The sequence below is a fragment of the Micromonospora sp. MA102 genome, assembly GCF_025460765.1.
GTDB classification, from domain to species: domain Bacteria; phylum Actinomycetota; class Actinomycetes; order Mycobacteriales; family Micromonosporaceae; genus Micromonospora; species Micromonospora halotolerans.
The window spans coordinates 14,800-29,723 of sequence record NZ_JAMWEG010000031.1 but is presented as its reverse complement, the minus strand read 5'-3'; the positions used below and the strand labels follow the sequence as shown (position 1 = coordinate 29,723).

The 14,924-nt window shown below is 74.4% G+C and carries 21 protein-coding genes; 11 read left to right on the top strand and 10 right to left on the bottom strand.

Features of this window, described 5'->3' with window-relative positions; translation table 11 throughout:
- Positions 1-150 precede the first annotated feature (150 nt).
- The 5 genes from NFX44_RS32620 to NFX44_RS32600 are packed head-to-tail and all read left to right on the top strand — an operon-like array spanning position 151 to position 2,368.
- Positions 151-576, top strand: coding sequence for a YbaB/EbfC family nucleoid-associated protein (locus NFX44_RS32620; RefSeq protein WP_262287455.1), 426 nt, complete (start codon positions 151-153; stop codon positions 574-576).
- Positions 576-899: a hypothetical protein gene (locus NFX44_RS32615; RefSeq protein ID WP_262287454.1), complete on the top strand. Its 324-nt coding sequence runs from the start codon at positions 576-578 to the stop codon at positions 897-899. The genes NFX44_RS32620 and NFX44_RS32615 overlap by 1 nt, the downstream gene beginning before the upstream one ends.
- A gap of 2 nt (positions 900-901) precedes the next feature.
- A complete protein-coding gene (locus NFX44_RS32610; RefSeq protein WP_262287453.1) occupies positions 902-1,396 on the top strand; it encodes a hypothetical protein in 495 nt (164 codons plus the stop codon).
- A gap of 6 nt (positions 1,397-1,402) precedes the next feature.
- A complete protein-coding gene (locus tag NFX44_RS32605) occupies positions 1,403-1,909 on the top strand; it encodes an EndoU domain-containing protein (protein WP_262287452.1) in 507 nt (168 codons plus the stop codon).
- A gap of 15 nt (positions 1,910-1,924) precedes the next feature.
- Complete coding sequence (locus NFX44_RS32600) at positions 1,925-2,368, top strand: hypothetical protein (RefSeq protein WP_262287451.1); 444 nt, start codon at positions 1,925-1,927, stop codon at positions 2,366-2,368.
- A gap of 8 nt (positions 2,369-2,376) precedes the next feature.
- On the opposite strand, the gene NFX44_RS32595 is transcribed toward NFX44_RS32600, so the two are convergent.
- From NFX44_RS32595 to NFX44_RS32580, 4 genes are all read right to left on the bottom strand, one after another.
- A complete protein-coding gene (locus NFX44_RS32595; protein ID WP_262287450.1) occupies positions 2,377-3,012 on the bottom strand; it encodes a dihydrofolate reductase family protein in 636 nt (211 codons plus the stop codon).
- Positions 3,013-3,041: 29 nt separating this feature from the next.
- The gene (locus tag NFX44_RS32590; protein ID WP_262287449.1) at positions 3,042-4,286 is read right to left on the bottom strand and encodes an RNA polymerase sigma factor; all 1,245 of its coding nucleotides are present in this window, start codon (positions 4,284-4,286) and stop codon (positions 3,042-3,044) included.
- Entirely contained in the window at positions 4,283-4,645 is a 363-nt protein-coding gene (locus tag NFX44_RS32585) for a YciI family protein (RefSeq protein ID WP_262287458.1), read from the bottom strand. The genes NFX44_RS32590 and NFX44_RS32585 overlap by 4 nt, the downstream gene beginning before the upstream one ends.
- A 103-nt stretch (positions 4,646-4,748) precedes the next feature.
- Entirely contained in the window at positions 4,749-5,942 is a 1,194-nt protein-coding gene (locus NFX44_RS32580; RefSeq protein ID WP_262287448.1) for a DUF2786 domain-containing protein, read from the bottom strand.
- 234 nt (positions 5,943-6,176) lie between these two features.
- On the opposite strand from NFX44_RS32580, the gene NFX44_RS32575 reads away from it, so the two are divergent.
- The 5 genes from NFX44_RS32575 to NFX44_RS32555 all read left to right on the top strand — a co-directional run bounded on the left by NFX44_RS32575 (position 6,177) and on the right by NFX44_RS32555 (position 10,481).
- On the top strand, positions 6,177-6,947 hold the full coding sequence (locus NFX44_RS32575) for a DUF3152 domain-containing protein (protein WP_262287457.1): 771 nt from the start codon (positions 6,177-6,179) through the stop codon (positions 6,945-6,947).
- A 43-nt stretch (positions 6,948-6,990) separates the two neighbouring features.
- Complete coding sequence (locus tag NFX44_RS32570; RefSeq protein WP_262287447.1) at positions 6,991-7,656, top strand: response regulator transcription factor; 666 nt, start codon at positions 6,991-6,993, stop codon at positions 7,654-7,656.
- Between the two features lie 13 nt (positions 7,657-7,669).
- Positions 7,670-8,860: a cell wall metabolism sensor histidine kinase WalK gene (locus NFX44_RS32565; RefSeq protein ID WP_262287446.1), complete on the top strand. Its 1,191-nt coding sequence runs from the start codon at positions 7,670-7,672 to the stop codon at positions 8,858-8,860.
- Between the two features lie 80 nt (positions 8,861-8,940).
- Positions 8,941-9,456 carry a DUF2231 domain-containing protein gene (locus NFX44_RS32560; protein ID WP_262287445.1) on the top strand — a complete coding sequence of 172 codons (516 nt, stop codon included), beginning with the start codon at positions 8,941-8,943 and terminating at the stop codon, positions 9,454-9,456.
- A 44-nt stretch (positions 9,457-9,500) separates the two neighbouring features.
- Complete coding sequence (locus tag NFX44_RS32555; protein WP_262287444.1) at positions 9,501-10,481, top strand: aldo/keto reductase; 981 nt, start codon at positions 9,501-9,503, stop codon at positions 10,479-10,481.
- Between the two features lie 77 nt (positions 10,482-10,558).
- On the opposite strand, the gene NFX44_RS32550 is transcribed toward NFX44_RS32555, so the two are convergent.
- From NFX44_RS32550 to NFX44_RS32535, 4 genes are all read right to left on the bottom strand, one after another.
- Positions 10,559-10,837, bottom strand: a complete 279-nt coding sequence (locus NFX44_RS32550; protein ID WP_262287443.1) for a hypothetical protein — start codon at positions 10,835-10,837, stop codon at positions 10,559-10,561.
- Positions 10,838-10,921: 84 nt separating this feature from the next.
- Positions 10,922-11,347, bottom strand: coding sequence for an ATP-binding protein (locus tag NFX44_RS32545; protein ID WP_262287442.1), 426 nt, complete (start codon positions 11,345-11,347; stop codon positions 10,922-10,924).
- Between the two features lie 83 nt (positions 11,348-11,430).
- Positions 11,431-12,186, bottom strand: a complete 756-nt coding sequence (locus NFX44_RS32540; RefSeq protein WP_262287441.1) for a cyclopropane-fatty-acyl-phospholipid synthase family protein — start codon at positions 12,184-12,186, stop codon at positions 11,431-11,433.
- Between the two features lie 130 nt (positions 12,187-12,316).
- A complete protein-coding gene (locus NFX44_RS32535) occupies positions 12,317-13,066 on the bottom strand; it encodes an Fpg/Nei family DNA glycosylase (RefSeq protein WP_262287440.1) in 750 nt (249 codons plus the stop codon).
- A gap of 111 nt (positions 13,067-13,177) precedes the next feature.
- Here NFX44_RS32535 and NFX44_RS32530 point away from each other — a divergent pair, with 111 nt between their 5' ends.
- Entirely contained in the window at positions 13,178-13,393 is a 216-nt protein-coding gene (locus tag NFX44_RS32530; protein WP_262287456.1) for a hypothetical protein, read from the top strand.
- 14 nt (positions 13,394-13,407) lie between these two features.
- Here the strand turns inward: NFX44_RS32530 and NFX44_RS32525 are convergent, their stop codons facing one another.
- On the bottom strand, positions 13,408-14,118 hold the full coding sequence (locus tag NFX44_RS32525) for a GAF and ANTAR domain-containing protein (RefSeq protein ID WP_262287439.1): 711 nt from the start codon (positions 14,116-14,118) through the stop codon (positions 13,408-13,410).
- Between the two features lie 183 nt (positions 14,119-14,301).
- On the bottom strand, positions 14,302-14,802 hold the full coding sequence (locus NFX44_RS32520) for an STAS domain-containing protein (protein WP_262287438.1): 501 nt from the start codon (positions 14,800-14,802) through the stop codon (positions 14,302-14,304).
- Between the last annotated feature and the right edge of the window lie 122 nt (positions 14,803-14,924).

The window sequence follows — 14,924 nt, the reverse complement described above, 5'->3', positions numbered from 1 at the left end:
TTCGTGGGCCCGGCCGGCAGCGCTGCCGGCCGGGCCCACGGCGCGCTCAGCTCCACATCGGATCGTCCACAGTCGCTCACCGGGGGTCACTCCGGTTGGCGCGAACTGCGTAGCATGCGGGGGGACCTCGACCCCGGAGGAGCTACGCCCATGGCCCAACCCGTCGATCCATCCGGCCTCGGCCGCGTGCTGTCCGAGACCATGTCCGCGCTGGGGCGGTTCACCGCCGGCGCCGCCGGCGAGACGCCCCCGCCGCCCGAGGGAGTCGGCGAGGCGGCCGACGGCCTGGTCCGGGTGACCGCCGGCACGCCCGGGCGGATCACCGCGTTGACGCTCGACCCCCGGGCGATGCGGCTGCCCAGCGAGTCCCTGGCCGAGGAGATCGCCACGGCGGTCAACGCCGCGCTCGCCGACCTGCAGGAGAAGGCGACCGCCGCCGTCCCGGGCCAGGTCGACCTGGGCTCCCTCGGCGAGCAACTGCGCCGGATCCAGGAGGACGCCGGCCGGCAGCTCACCACCTTCACCGACGCGCTGGTCCAGGCCCAGGACCGGCTGTCCGGCCAGGGCGGCCGCTGATGGCGATCGAGGTCGACCCGGACGGGCTGGACGGCTCCGGTCGCGCGCTGGGCGACGTGGCCACCCGCTTCAGCGAGGCCCTGACGGCGTTCCAGGCCGAGCTGGCCGCCTTCGGCCGGCCCTGGGGCTCCGACGACATCGGTTCGCTGATCGGCGCCGCCCACGACGAGGTCTCCGCGTTCGCCTTCGAGTGCTTCGACACCGCGCTCCAGGAGATCGCCGCCGCCGGCACCGACCTCACCGGCATGGCCGCCCGCTACGCCGAGATCGAAGCCTCCATCACGCAGGGCTTCGACGGGCTGCGACAGGCGCTGGGAGGCTGACGGTGGGTCTGGAGCTACCCGGCGAGCTGCGCTCGCTGCTCGGCATCCTCGGCTACACCTGGCCCGAAGCGGACGAGGTCAAGCTCTTCGAGATGGGCAACGCCTGGATCGGCTTCTCCGGCACCCTGTCCGGCGTCGTGGCCGAGGCGAACACCGGGGCCACCGCCGTCTGGTCCAGCCACACCGGCCAGGACATCACGGCCTTCCAGTCCTGGTGGAACCGGGAGGACAGCCCCGCCGACAGCCTCCGCGACGGGGTGACCGCGGCCGTGCTCACCGGCACCGGGCTGATCATCTGCGGGGCCATCGTGCTCGCCCTGAAGATCGCCGTAATCGTGCAGCTGGTCATTCTCGCCATCCAGATCGCCCAGGCCATCGCCACGGCGGCGGTCACCTTCGGCGCCTCGCTCCTGGAGATCCCGATCTTCCAGCAGTTGGCCCGGACCATCGTCGGCAACCTCGTCCAAGAGGTGCTCTGGAAACTCCTCGACGGGTGACGTGGCATGAGCGGAGGCAAGGCCGGCGGCCGGTTGATGCGGGCCGCGTTGCGTTTTCTCAAGCGCACCAAGACGCGCAACCGGCCCGACCGGATGAACCCGCACTTCACCGAACATGTCTTCGGTGGCCATGTGAAGCCGGGCATGCCCAAGGGGTCCGGCTACCACTACCGGCCCGGGGGTGAGGACTTCCCCGGCCGCAGGCTGCAGCCGGGCACCGTCGTCCGGGATCCGAAGACCGGGGCGTACCGGGCCAAGCCCGAGTTCTTCGACCCGACGATGAACCCGCCGCACGGCGCCTGGAAGCCGAAGAAGGGCAACGGCGGGGAGAGTTCCTTCTTCCCCGACGACTGGACGCCCGCCCAGGTGGACAATGCCATCAGCGGCGCCTTCCAGGGCGCGAGGCCGGTGCCGGGCACGCAGATGTGGCGTGGTAAGTACAAGGACCTCGTGATCGAGGGTTTCTACAATGGCTCGGGCGGCTTCACGCACGGATGGCCGGTCGTCCCCTGATCCGAAGGACCTCTGTTGGCGTTCATCACCTTCTCGCTCGACGAGTTTCGCCTGCCGTTGTTCGAGGTGACGGATCAGCGCTACCGGGCGCTCGGCGCCTGGCTGATCACCGACATCTCGGTCTACCAGTCGGTCTGCCTCGACGCCCTCGCGATGGTCGACGACGTGTCGCACGGCCGGCCGCTCGAGGACGAGTGGGACAGCGACAAGTACGAGGTCCGCTTCACCGCCGGCGGCGTCGAGTTCCAGAACGAGTGGGTCCCGGGCGAGGGCGGCCGGTACCCGCTCGACGAGGTGCGCGAGGCGGTCGAGGCGTACTGGCGGTTCCTGGTGAGCCGCCCGGAGAACCCCGATCTCATCCGTGAGTACCGGCCCGACCTGCCCGGCTGGCAGGCCGAGCTGGTGCAGTGGGAGGAGCGGTGGGGGCGGCCCCACCCGTACCGGGGGCGCCTGTTCTGATCCGAGGGTCAGCGCCGCACCCGGTACCGGATGTGCGTGACCGTGGGGGCCGGGACAACCTTCACCGGTTCCCACGTCACGTCGAGAGGGCCGTCGAAGAGTGGTGTGCCGCCGCCCAGGACGATCGGCACCACGTGCAGCCAGAGCGAGTCGAGCAGCCCTGCGGCCAGACACTGGCGCACCGTCCCGCCCCCGCCCGCCACGGCCACGTCGAGATCGCCGGCCGCCGCGCGCGCCCGCGCCAGCGCCGCCCCGACGCCGTCGGTGACGAAGTGGAACTCCGTCCCGCCCCGCATCACCAGCGGCTCGCGCGGGTGGTGGGTCAGCACGAAGACCGGCACCCGCCACGGCGGCTCGTCACCCCACCAGCCGGTCCAGTCCAGGTCCCACCCGCCCTCGCCGCCGCCGAACATGCGGCGCCCCATCACGTACGCGCCGACGCCCGCCGTGACCTCGTCGACCACCTCGGCGTCGACGTTCCGTTCCCCGCCGGCCAGCCCGTGCCGCTCGCGCCAGCTCTCGCTGGCGAACAACCACTCGTGCAGCCGCAGGCCGCCCCGGCCCAGCGGGTCCTGCCGGCTCTGCCCCGGCGCCGCGACGTACCCGTCCAGCGACACCGACAGTTGACTCGTGACCTCTCCCATGCCAGGTGGACTCTCCCGGTCGGCGTAACTCATCGGTCGCCGGCCAGCCGGCCGGCGCGTACCTCCAGGTAGTGCCGCTCGGGCAGGCTGATGGTGGCGCGGGCGGCGGCCAGGTAGGCCTCCCGCGCGCCGTCCCGGTCGCCGGCCAGTTCGAGGAGGTGGGCGCGGACGGCGGCGAGCCGGTGGTGGCCGGCGGTCCGCTCGTCGGTGTCCAGCGGCGCCAGCAGGGCGAGCCCGGCCCGGGGGCCGTCGACCATGGCCACCGCGGCAGCCTGGTTGAGGGTGACCATCGGGTTCGGCGCGAGCCGGGCCAGCACCCGGTAGAGCGCGACGATCTGCGGCCAGTCGGTGTCGGCCGCGGTGGGCGCCTCGGCGTGCACCGCCGCGATGGCGGCCTGCACCTGGTAGGGGCCCGGCGCCGACCAGGTCAGCGCCTCGGTCACCAGGGCGACGCCCTCGGCGATCCCGGCCCGGTCCCAGCGGCTGCGGTCCTGTTCGGCCAGCGGCACCAGCTCACCGCCCGGGCCGGTACGCGCACCCCGGTGCGCGTCGGTGAGCAGCATGAGGGCCAGCAGCCCGGCCACCTCACCGTCGTCGGGGAGCAGCCGGCGCAGCTCCCGGGCCAGCCGGATCGCCTCGCCGGTCAGCTCGGCCCGGTGCAGCTCGGCCCCGCTGGACGCGGTGTACCCCTCGTTGAAGACCAGGTAGAGGACGTGCAGCACGGCGCCCAGCCGGGCGTCGCGGTCGGCCGCCGAGGGCATGGCGAACCGGGCTCCGGCAGCCTCGATCCGCTGCTTGGCCCGGCGGATCCGCTGGCTCATCGTGGCCTCGGGCACCAGGTACGCCCGGGCGATCTCGACGGTGCTCAACCCGCCGACCGCCCGCAGCGTGAGCGCCACCTGCGCGCTGACCGTGAGCGCGGGATGGCAGCAGAGGAAGAGCAGCTTCAGCGTGTCGTCCCCGCTCGGCGGCTCCTCGTCGGCGGCCGGGGCGACCGCCGCGTACGCCGGTTCCCGGACCGCCACGGCGACCTCGCGGTCCCGGCGGGCCCGTTCGCTGCGCCACTCGTCGGTGAGCCGGCGGGTCGCCACGGTGACCAGCCACGAGCGGGGGTGGTCGGGTACGCCCTGCGCCGGCCACTGGGTCGCGGCGGCGAGCAGCGCCTCCTGGACGGCGTCCTCGCAGGCGTAGAACTGGCCGTGCCGGCGGACGAGCACGCCGAGGACCTGCGGCGCGAGGGCGCGCAGCAGGTCCTCGACCGCCCGGTCGGTCACATCTCCGTCCCGGACTGCTCCATCACCGGCCGCACCTCCAGCACGCCGACGCCGCGCGCGACGTCCGGCCAGCGCGCGGCGATCTCGGCGGCCCGTTCGGGGGTCTCGCAGTCGACCGTGAGGTAGCCGGCGAACTGCTCCTTGCTCTCCAGGAACGGCCCGTCGGTGACCTCGGTGCCGCCCCCGGCGGCGGGCCGGACGGTACGGGTCTGCGCCGGGTGGGCCAGCGCCTCACCGCCGACCAGTTCGCCGGACTCGGTCAGCTCCTTCATGATCACGTCGACCTCGCCGAAGATCGCGTTCCGCTCCTCCTCGGACAGCTCCTCGACGAAGCCGGGCCGGTTCCAGATCAGCAGCATGTACTTCACGGTGTACTCCTCGGGTCGGGGCCACCGGCGGTGGCGCCTCTCGCAGACGGGTCGGAGCCGGCTCGCCTGATCCGACATCTTCCCCGAGGAAAAGTCAGCGGCCGCCGCGCAAGGGGCGGCGCGCCGGGGCGCCGGCGTCGAGGGAGGCGCGGTCCGCGGCCGTGGTGCCCGAGGTCCAGCCCTCCGCGTCGCGGACCTGGAGCCGGTGCCGCGTGACCCCGGGGAAGAGCTGGTCGACCCGCTCCCGGACGGCGTCCGAGCGGGCGGCGAGCACCGGGAGCAGCCGGTCGTCGGCCCGTTCCTCCGCCGCCGTCGCGGTGGCCGCCCGCAGGCGCTCCCCGATCCGCAGCGCGAACGCGTTGAGGAACGACTCGTCGTAGCCCTTGGTGCGCCGGCCGCTGCCCGTGCGGCGTTCGCCCCGGCCGCGCAGCATCGCGGCGGTGGCCTGCACCAGCAGCGAGGTGTGCAGCAGCTCGACGGCGGCCAGGTCGGCCGGGAAGCCGAGCACGGTGGCGAAGCCGAGGTCGTCGGACCAGATGGACTCGCAGCGGTTGGCCGCCGCCACCTCCTGAATGAGCAGCGCCTTCGCCGCGGCGTACGGGGCGTCGGTGCCGAGCCGGACGCCACCGGGCCGGTCGGGGCGCTCGGCGGCGGCGTCGAGCAGGGCGGCGTCGATGCTGTGCCGGGCCATCAGCTCCTGCGCCTTGCCGGTGAGCGCCTCCGCCTCGGCGGGGAAGGTGGTCGACTCAGCCTTGGCCAGCAGCGCGCGTACCCGGTCCAGCATCCGCGAGCCGCTGGCCGGGGCGGTCGGGCGCGCGGCGGCGGCCGGTCCTCCGGGTGGCGGGCGGAGCACCGCGATCGGTGGCAGCCCCGCCACCAGGGCGAGCGCGTCGACGGCGTCCCGCAGCGCGCTGATCCGGTCGCCCTCGGCGCGCCGGTCCAGCCAGCCCGGGTCGCCGTCCCACCGCGCGCCCAGCTCGGCGAGCTGGCCGTCGAACCAGGAGGGGACCGGGTCGGGCATCGCGTGCCGCTGGGCGGCCAGCACGTCCCGGAGCAGCCGAGCGCCCCGCGGGGTCAGCCGGCGGGTGGCGATCCGCTCCAGGTCCGCGGGCTGCCAGCCGCGCGACCAGAGCCGCGCCACGCCGCGGGTCAGCCGGGTGAGGAGCGCCGCGTCCACGGCCGGCGGGTCGCCGACGACCAGCCGGTCCAGGGCCCGCTCGGCCGCGCGCACGTCGGTGCCGCGGGCCGCCGCGAGGGCGTCGGCGAGCACCTGGTCGGCATCCGGCACGGGTGGCTCCCTCTCTGGCGGCAGGTGGCGGGTCGCGCACCCGGGACCGAACGGTACCGGCGCGGGCGCCGCCCCGACCGGTGACCGCGCTCACCGTTCATCCGTCCGGGCCCGGCGTCCGTACTCCTGACCGGATCGGGGCGGGCGCGACGGACGGAGAGCGACGTGGGCGGGCGGGGCAGGCGGGACCGGGGTCTGCACCGCCGACGGCGGGCGTCCCGCGCCGGCGTCCTGATGCTGGTGGTGCTGCTGGTCGCGGCGGGCCTCGCCGGGTACGCGGCCCGGCGTCACCCGGACCTGCTGGTCGCGGCCGGTGTGCGGCCCGCCGCGCCGGCCGCCGGGCCCGCCCGCCCGGCGGTGGCCACGCCCGCCGCGCCGCCGGTGCCGGCCGCCGGCCGGGTGCCGCCGGGCATCGGCTATCCGGACCGGGGTACGGGCCGGTTCCGCACCGCCAGCGGCGCCGGCGCGGTGGCCGGCCGCGGCGGTGAGCTGCTCCGCTACCGGGTCGCCGTGGAGGGCGGCATCGACAACGTGGACGTGGAGCGGTTCGCCCGGGAGGTGGCCGTGACGCTTGCCGATCCGCGCGGCTGGACCGGTGGCGGCCGGTGGCGGCTGCAACGGGTGGGGCGCGACGGTCCCGCCGACTTCACGGTGCTGCTGACCACGCCGATGACCCGGGGCCGGCTCTGTGCCGACACCACCGACCACTACACCTCCTGCCGCAACGGCGACCAGGTCGTGATCAACGTGGCCCGCTGGGTGCACGGCGTGCCGCAGTTCCCCGACCTGGGCCTCTACCGGCAGTACCTGCTCAACCACGAGGTGGGGCACCGGCTCGGCCGGGGCCACGAACTCTGCCCCCGGGCCGGCGGCCCGGCGCCGGTGATGGAACAGCAGACGCTCGGCCTGCACGGCTGCACCCCGAACGCCTGGCCCCGGGTGGACGGCGCGCTCCACAGCGGCCCCTCGGGCCAGTACGACGACCCGATCCCCGCGGAGGACTGACACGCCGCGCTGGAGTGGTCACAGAAGGGTGAATACTGGGCGGGTGGAGACCGTCCGCCCCCGCCTGCTGCTGGTCGAGGACGACCGTGCCCTGACCGGCCTGCTCGCCGGCCTGCTCGCCGAGGAGGGATACGAGGTCGACGTGGCCGGCGACGGGCACAGCGGCCTGCACCACGCGCTGACCCGCGGCTACCAGCTCATGGTGGTCGACCGGGGGCTGCCGGCGCTGGACGGGTTGGCGCTGGTCGCCCGGCTGCGCGCTCGCGGTGTGACCTGCCCGGTGCTGCTGCTGACCGCGCGGGGATCGGTCGACGACCGGGTGGAGGGGCTGGACGCGGGCGCGGAGGACTACCTGGTCAAGCCGTTCGAGGTGGCCGAGCTGCTGGCCCGGCTCCGGGCGCTGCGCCGCCGGCACCCGGAGGTGGCGGGCTGGCTGCCGCTCGGGCGGCGCCGGCTGGACGTCGACAACCGCCGGGTGCTCGACGGCGCCGGAGAGATCCCGCTCTCCGGCCGCGAGTTCGGCGTGCTGCACGCCCTCGCCGGCCGGCCGACGAAGGTGTTCACCCGGGCCGAGCTGCTCAGCGCCGTCTTCGACAACGCCGACGCGCCGGGCACCGTCGATGCCTGCGTGCACCACCTGCGCCGCAAGCTGGGCCGGGACGCCGTCCGTACGGTGCACGGCCTGGGCTACCGGCTCGGGCCGGGCTGAGGCGGGCAGCGGCGTGGACGAGGCCCGGCTGGACCGCGCCCGGCGAATCAGCGTGGCCCAGACGGCCGGGGTGATCGGGATCGTCCTGCTGCTGGTCGGCGCGCTGATGTTCGTGCTCACCAGCCGCCAGGAGTCCCGGGCGCTCGACGTCGGGCTGGCCGCGGTGCTGGCAGCTGCCGAGGACGTCGACGACCCGCCGCCCGGGCAGGTCCTGGCCCGGCAGCGCCCCGGCACGGCCGCGACGGAGGTGACCGAGAGCGCGTCTCCGGAGCTGGTCCGTTTCCTGGACGGCGCGATCGGGCGACCGCCCGGCCGGTACGAAACCGACACCGGGGACGACCAGCGGTTCCGGGTGCTGGTCGCCCGACGGGCGGACGGCAGCCGCTGGGCGGTCGCCGCCGATCTCGCGCCGCTGCGCCAGCGGCAGAGCCAGCTCGCCGTGGCGCTGCTCGTGGCCGAGCTGGCCGGCCTGGCCGGCGCGCTGGTCGCCGCCGCGTTGCTGGCGCGGCGGGCGGTCGCGCCGCTGGCCACCGCGCTGGCCCTGCAACGCCGCTTCGTCGCCGACGCCTCGCACGAACTGCGCACCCCGCTGACCGTGCTGCACACGCGAGCGCAGCTGCTGGCCCGCCGGGCGCGGAACCAGCCGGCGGACCGGCTCACCGACCAGCTCGACCAGCTCGTGACGGACACCCGGGCGCTCGGCGAGGTGGTTGAGGACCTGCTGGTGTCGGCCGCCGCCGAGCACCAGCCGCTGCCGGACACCGAGGTGGACCTGGCCGAGGTGGCACGCGAGGTGGTGGAGAGCATGTCCGCGTACGCGCAGGAGCACCAGGTCGAGCTGCGGGCCGAGGCGGCCGGGCCGGCCCGGGTCCGGGGCGCCCGTACGGCCCTGCGCCGGGCGCTGACCGCGCTGGTGGACAACGGCGTCGGGCACACGACCGACGGCGGCCACGTCACGGTGACCGTGACCCGCCGCGACGGCCGCGTGGCCGCCGAGGTCGCCGACGACGGGGTGGGGCTGGATCCGGCCGAGGCGGACCGGCTCTTCGACCGCTTCGCCCACGGCACGGCCGGAACCGGCCGCCGGTTCGGGCTGGGCCTGGCGTTGGTGCAGCACGTGGCGCGGGCGCACCGCGGCACGGTCGAGGTAGCCGGCGCGCCGGGGCGGGGCGCCACCGTCACACTGCTCCTGCCGGCAGCCTGAACCCGCCGCAAGAACTTCTCAAGAAACGCTGGGCACTGTGGGGCCGGACAGTGAACGCCCCCGATCGTCGAGGAGAGACCGTGCCCGACACCGTCAACGGACTACCGGTGCACCCGCTCGTGGTGCACGTCGTCGTGGTCCTCCTGCCGCTGGCCGCGCTCGGCGTGGTCGCGCTGGCCGTCCGCCCCTCCTGGCGGGGCCGCTTCGGCGTGCTCGTCGTGCTGATCGCCGCGCTGGCCGCCGCCGCGGTCCCGCTCGCCACCCAGAGCGGCGAGGGCCTGGAGCGCCGGGTCGGTGACCCGGGCCGGCACGCCGAGCTGGGGGACACCCTGATCTGGTTCGCGCTGCCGCTGCTGGTCGCCGCGGTCGCGCTGGTCTGGCTGCACCGCCGGTCCGGCCGGCCGGCCGAGGGCGGGACGGAACGCCCGCGTACCTCTGGCCAGGGCGCGGCCGGCGTGGTGGTCGCGGTGCTGGCCGTGGTCGTCGCGGCGGCGAACCTGGTGCAGGTCTACCGCGTCGGCGACTCCGGCGCGAAGGCTGTCTGGGGCGACACCCCGGCGGCGACCGCCGGGCACGGCGACGACGACGGCGACTGAGCCGCTTCCTGCGCCGCGCGCCCGCCGGTGGTGAGATGGACCGCATGGAGTATGTGAAGTTCGGATCCACCGGCCTGGAGGTGTCCCGGCTCTGCCTGGGCTGCATGAGCTACGGCGAGCCGAGCCGCGGCGGGCATCCCTGGTCGCTGTCGGAGCAGGAGAGCCGCCCCTTCATCCAGCAGGCGCTGGAGCTGGGGGTCACCTTCTTCGACACCGCCAACGTCTACTCCGACGGCACCAGCGAGGAGATCGTCGGCCGGGCGCTGAAGGACTTCGCCCGCCGCGACGAGGTGGTGATCGCCACCAAGGTGCACGGCCGGATGGGCGCCGGGCCGAACCGTGGCGGGCTGTCCCGCAAGCACATCATGAGCGAGATCGACGCGAGCCTGCGCCGGCTGGGCACCGACTACGTCGACCTCTACCAGATCCACCGGCTCGACCCGACCACGCCGATCGAGGAGACCCTGGAGGCCCTGCACGACCTGGTCCGGGCCGGCAAGGTGCGCTACCTCGGCGCCTCCTCGATGTACGCGTGGCAGTTCGCGAAGGCGCTCTGGGCCGCCGAGCGGCACGGCTGGACCCGGTTCGTCTCCATGCAGAACCACTACAACCTGCTCTACCGCGAGGAGGAGCGGGAGATGCTGCCGCTCTGCCTCGACCAGGGCGTCGCGGTGATCCCGTGGAGTCCGTTGGCCCGGGGCCGGCTCACCCGGGACTGGGGGGAGCGCACCGCGCGGGCGGAGACCGACGAGTTCGGCCGTGCGCTGTACGCGCGTACCGAGGAGAACGACCGGGCGGTGGTCGACGCGGTGGCCGGGATCGCGGCGGCGCGCGGAGTGTCCCGGGCGCAGGTGGCGTTGGCCTGGGTGGCCCGCAACCCGGCGGTCACCGCGCCGATCGTGGGTGCGACCAAGCCGCACCACCTGACCGACGCGGTGGCCGCGCTGGAGTTGCAACTGACCGACGAGGAGGTGGCCGCCCTGGAGGCGCCCTACGTCCCGCACCCGGTGGCGGGGTTCCAATAACCGGTCTTCGGAACAATCTCACGGTGCAATTCGCCAGGGTCGGCGGAATGCCGGAGAGGAATTCGACGCCCGCGGCGTCAGCGCACGAACATGTAGACCTGCTTCTCCACCGGGTCGGCCTCGGTGCGGGGCCGGTAGGTGACGATCAGGTCGTCGCCGGCGAAGCCCGAGCGCACCGAGAACGCCTCCCAGGCGCCGGCGGTCCGGCCGGCCTCACCGATGACCGAGGCAGGGCCGAAGGCGTACGTGCCCAGCAGCGTGGTGGCCGGCTCCGGGGTCGCGGCATGGGCGATGGACGGGGCCAGCACGGCGCCGGCGATGCCGGCCAGGACGAGGGGACGCGTGAGCTTGCGCATCTGTTCCTACGAGCCGTCCACTGCGGACGGTGTAAAGCAGCTCACATTAAGTGGAGAACAATTTGTTAAGCGATTCGTGACGGGTCAGCGGGGGAACGAGGCCCAGATGTTCTTGGTCTCGTCGGTGGCGTACCACCCGACCGCGAGCGAGACCGACTCGGCCAGCATCAGCCCGCGGCCGCCCGAGTCGAGCGGGTGGACGTCACCCTGCCCCGGGGCGGTGCCGAGGTCGTGGTCCGCCACGTCGAGCAGGAAGCAGTCGTCGGCCGCGAGCAGCGTGACGATCGTCGGCGGCCGGCCGTGCCGCAGCGCGTTGGTCGCCAGCTCGGTGGCGACGAGCACCACCAGGTGGGGCACCTCGTCGAGGTCCTCGCCCTGGACCAGGCCGTGCCGGGTCAGCGCCTCGCGCAGCGACGCCCGCAGGCCCCGCAGCTCCTCGGCCGTGTCGAGCACCCACTGCTCCAGCTCGGTGGCCTGCGGCGGCGGTGGCGACGTGCGCAGCTGTCCCATGGACAGCGCTTTACCCTGCGTAGCCGTCCGCTAAGCCGGTGCGGGCCGGCTCCCGGATCGACGTCGGGAGCCGGCCCGGCCACTCAGCGACGGAGCAGGGCGAAGACGCCCCAGCCCAGGTATTCGCGCTGGTAGCGGACGTGCCGCAGCGGGTCCTCGGTCAGCTCCCGGCGCAGTTCCCCGGCCAGGTCGTCGTCGGGGTTCGCGTCCAGCCAGCGGCGCAGGTTGAGCCAGTGCGCGGCGGCGTACCGGTCCCAGCTGTCCTGGTCGGCGAGGACCATCTCGACCAGGTCCCAGCCGCACGCACCGAAGAGCCCGACCAGCCCGGGCAGGTCGCGAAACTCGTCCCGGGAGCGGGCGTGACACCCGGTCACCGTCTCCTCGTCGGGCGGGTCGCGCCGCCAGTACGGCTCGCCCACCAGGACCATCCCGCCGGGGCGCAGCCCGCGCTCCAGGATCTCCAGGGTCCCGGGCACACCCCCGCCGATCCAGGTCGCGCCGACGCAGGCGGCCAGGTCGACGCGCTGCTCCGGTACGTGGGTCGCGGCGTCACCGTGCACGAACCGGACCCGGTCGGCGACGCCCAGCTCGGCGGCGCGCTCCCGGGCAGCGGCGGTGAAGGCGGTGCTGATGTCCACCCCGGTGCCGGTGACGCCGTGGTCCCGGGCCCAGGTGCAGAGCAGCTCGCCCTTGCCGCTGCACAGGTCGAGGATCGACGCGCCGGGCCGGAGCTTGATCGCCCGGCCCAGCGTGGCGAGCTTGGCGTCGTCGAACGGGTTGAGGATCCGGAGGTCGCCCTCGCGGATGGTGAAGCTACGTGGCAGATCCAATGCGGTCACTCCAGGAAGAGGGTGCGGACGTCGGAACGAGGTGGCAAACGTTCGGCACGGGCACCGGAAACACCCACTTCAGGCAGTCGGAGTGACGTTTGCGGGAGGCTAGCCACCGGCGCGCCGGCCGCCAACCGAATTAGCCGGCCGGCTGGTCCACCGGGCAGGCGTACGCGGTCCGGCCGCCCACCTGCCAGGTCCGCACCGGGCTGCCGCAGCGGCGGCAGTGCTCCCGCTTGTAGACCCACCGCTCGTCCGGCGCGGTCGGGTCGCTGACCACCTGGCCCAGGTCCCGGCCGAGCGCGAGGTGGGCGACGGCGAGACGCCACAGCCGCTCCGCCGCCGCGGCGCCGACCGACCGGGCGTCCGGATCCAGCCCGGCCAGGAAGAGCAGTTCGGCCCGCCACGCGTTGCCGATGCCGGCCCAGACGGCCTGGTCGAGCAGCGCCGCGCCCACCGGCGCGCCGGTCGCGGTGAGCCGGCGGACCGCCTCTGCCGGATCGGCGTCGGCGCGCAGCGGGTCCGGGCCGAGCGAGGCCCGCAGGGCGCGCTCCGCGTCCGCCGGCAGCGGCTCGCAGCGGATGGGCGCGATGAGGTCGTACGCCACCGCCGGGCCGGCAAGCCGCAGCCGGGTGCCCGGGCGGGGCGGCGTGGCCGGGTCGTCGTAGCGCAGGAACAGGCCGCGCATGCCGAGGTGGACGTGCAGGACGGGCGCGTCGGGGAAGTGGTAGAGCAGGTGCTTGCCGTCCGCCTCGACGGATCGCAGCGGCCGGTCCGCGTACGGGGCCGGGTCGAAGCGGCCCTGCGGGCTGGAGAGGGTGACGTCACGCCCGGCGAGCGCATCGTGCTGCTCCCGCGCGTACCGGTGGATGAGGTGGCCCTCGGGCATGTTCGGCGCGTACCCCGCGCACCGGGAGGGAAACGACCGGGCCGCTGAGCCGGGGATCGGGCCTACCGGCAGGTGCGGGCCGGTCGGGTGCTGAGATACCGTCACCACGTGATGGTCGAGGAGCACTGGTGGAACGGGGTGAGCGCCCCTCGTGGGCGCCGCGACGTCTACATCCGCACCGACGGGCAGCGCTGGGAGGTGCAGGCGCAGATCGGCGGGGCCGCCGGCCGGTCGAAGATCCAGGAGTGCCCGAGCCGCGGTTCGGCGAGCATCCTGGCCGGGGCGTGGCGCGGCAGCGGCGCCGGCTGGCGCGAGGTACCGCGCTGACCCTGGCTCCCCGGTCAGTCCCGTGGCCCGTTCACCGCGCGGTCGACCAGCGACTCGGCGACCTCGCGTAACTTCCGGTTGGAGTCCTGCGACACCTGCGCCAGGATGGCGAACGCCTCCTCCGCCGAGCAGCGGCGCTGGCCCATGATGATGCCCTTGGCCTGCTCGATCACCGCGCGGCTCTGCATCGCCTCCCGCATCTGCTGTGCCAGGGTGGCGGTGCTTGCGTAGAGGTGCACGTTGGCGAGCGCGACGGCGGCGTGGCCGGCGAGGGTCTGCGCCAGCCCGATCTGCTCGTCGAACGCCCGCGGGACGGCGCCGTAGAGGTTCAACGCGCCGACCATCGCCTCCTGGATCGGCAGGCCGATCGACAGGGAACTCGCCGCGCCCGCCTCGTGTGCCCGGGCCGCCCACTCCGGCCAGCGGCTCTCCGCCGTCATGTCCGGCACGAGCATGGCGGTGCCGGTCGTCGCCGCGTCCAGGCACGGGCCGCGACCCTGCGCGTACTGCCACTCGTCCAGCGTCAACGCCAGCTCGCCCGTGTAGGCGGCCGTACACGCCTCGGTGCCCTGGATCAGGGTGACCGAGACCTCCACGGCTCCGGGGATCGCCTCCTTGGCGACCTGGGCGATGTTGGCCAACACCACGTCGAGGTCGGCTTCGTCGTGCTTGATTCTCCCGAGTCTGATCAAGGCTGCGGCGAGGTCGAGGTGGGCCTGCGGCATGAGCTCTGACGTCCTTGTGCGAAGCGACGCCGCCGACTCGGGAACGAGTTGGACGGCAGGTGGCGGCGCGGCCCGCGGGTCACGGACCGCTGTACCGATCCGGGACGGATCGGGAACCGGCGCCGCTTCTTGACGCTCGCTCGTGACGCCCCGGCCCGGGACGCCAACTACAGGACAGCCACTTTACGTCCCGCCGCCACAGGGGGCGACACGGCGTGCCCGCACCGAGCCGCCGCCGCCGACGGCCGCACGGACAGCGGTCGCACCGACAGACGTGCCGGCGGCACCGGGCCGGGAGGACGCCGGGACGATCTCCAATTCGATCTGTGCGTCGGTGATGTCGAGGACACGGCGGACGATCGGCGCCGGATCCCGGAGCGTCAACCGCCCACCCCGGTCGGCCAGCAGCCGCCGCGCCCGCAGCAGCGCGGTGATGCCGTGGGCGCAGAAGAAGGTGACCTCCGAGAGGTCCACCTCCACCGTTACCGGCGGCGGGTGGGCGAGGGACTCCACGAATTCGACGAGCAGGTGGGCGTTGCTCATGTCGATCTCGCCGGCGACGCTGATCCGGGTGACGGCGCCCGGCTTGGTGCACGTCAGCCACATGGTGGCCGCGTCCACGCGCGACGATCCGGACACGGCGGGCAGGCGGTCGGGACCGAACTCCGGAGGGTGCTCCGACATGGCGCCTCCGATGATCACGATCGGGGACGCTCACGGCCGGGGCCGTGAGCGGGCGGAGGGCGCATGTCTTGACCCGTCAGGAAGACTACGCCCGCCCGCCGGACCGCGCACGGATGGCATGT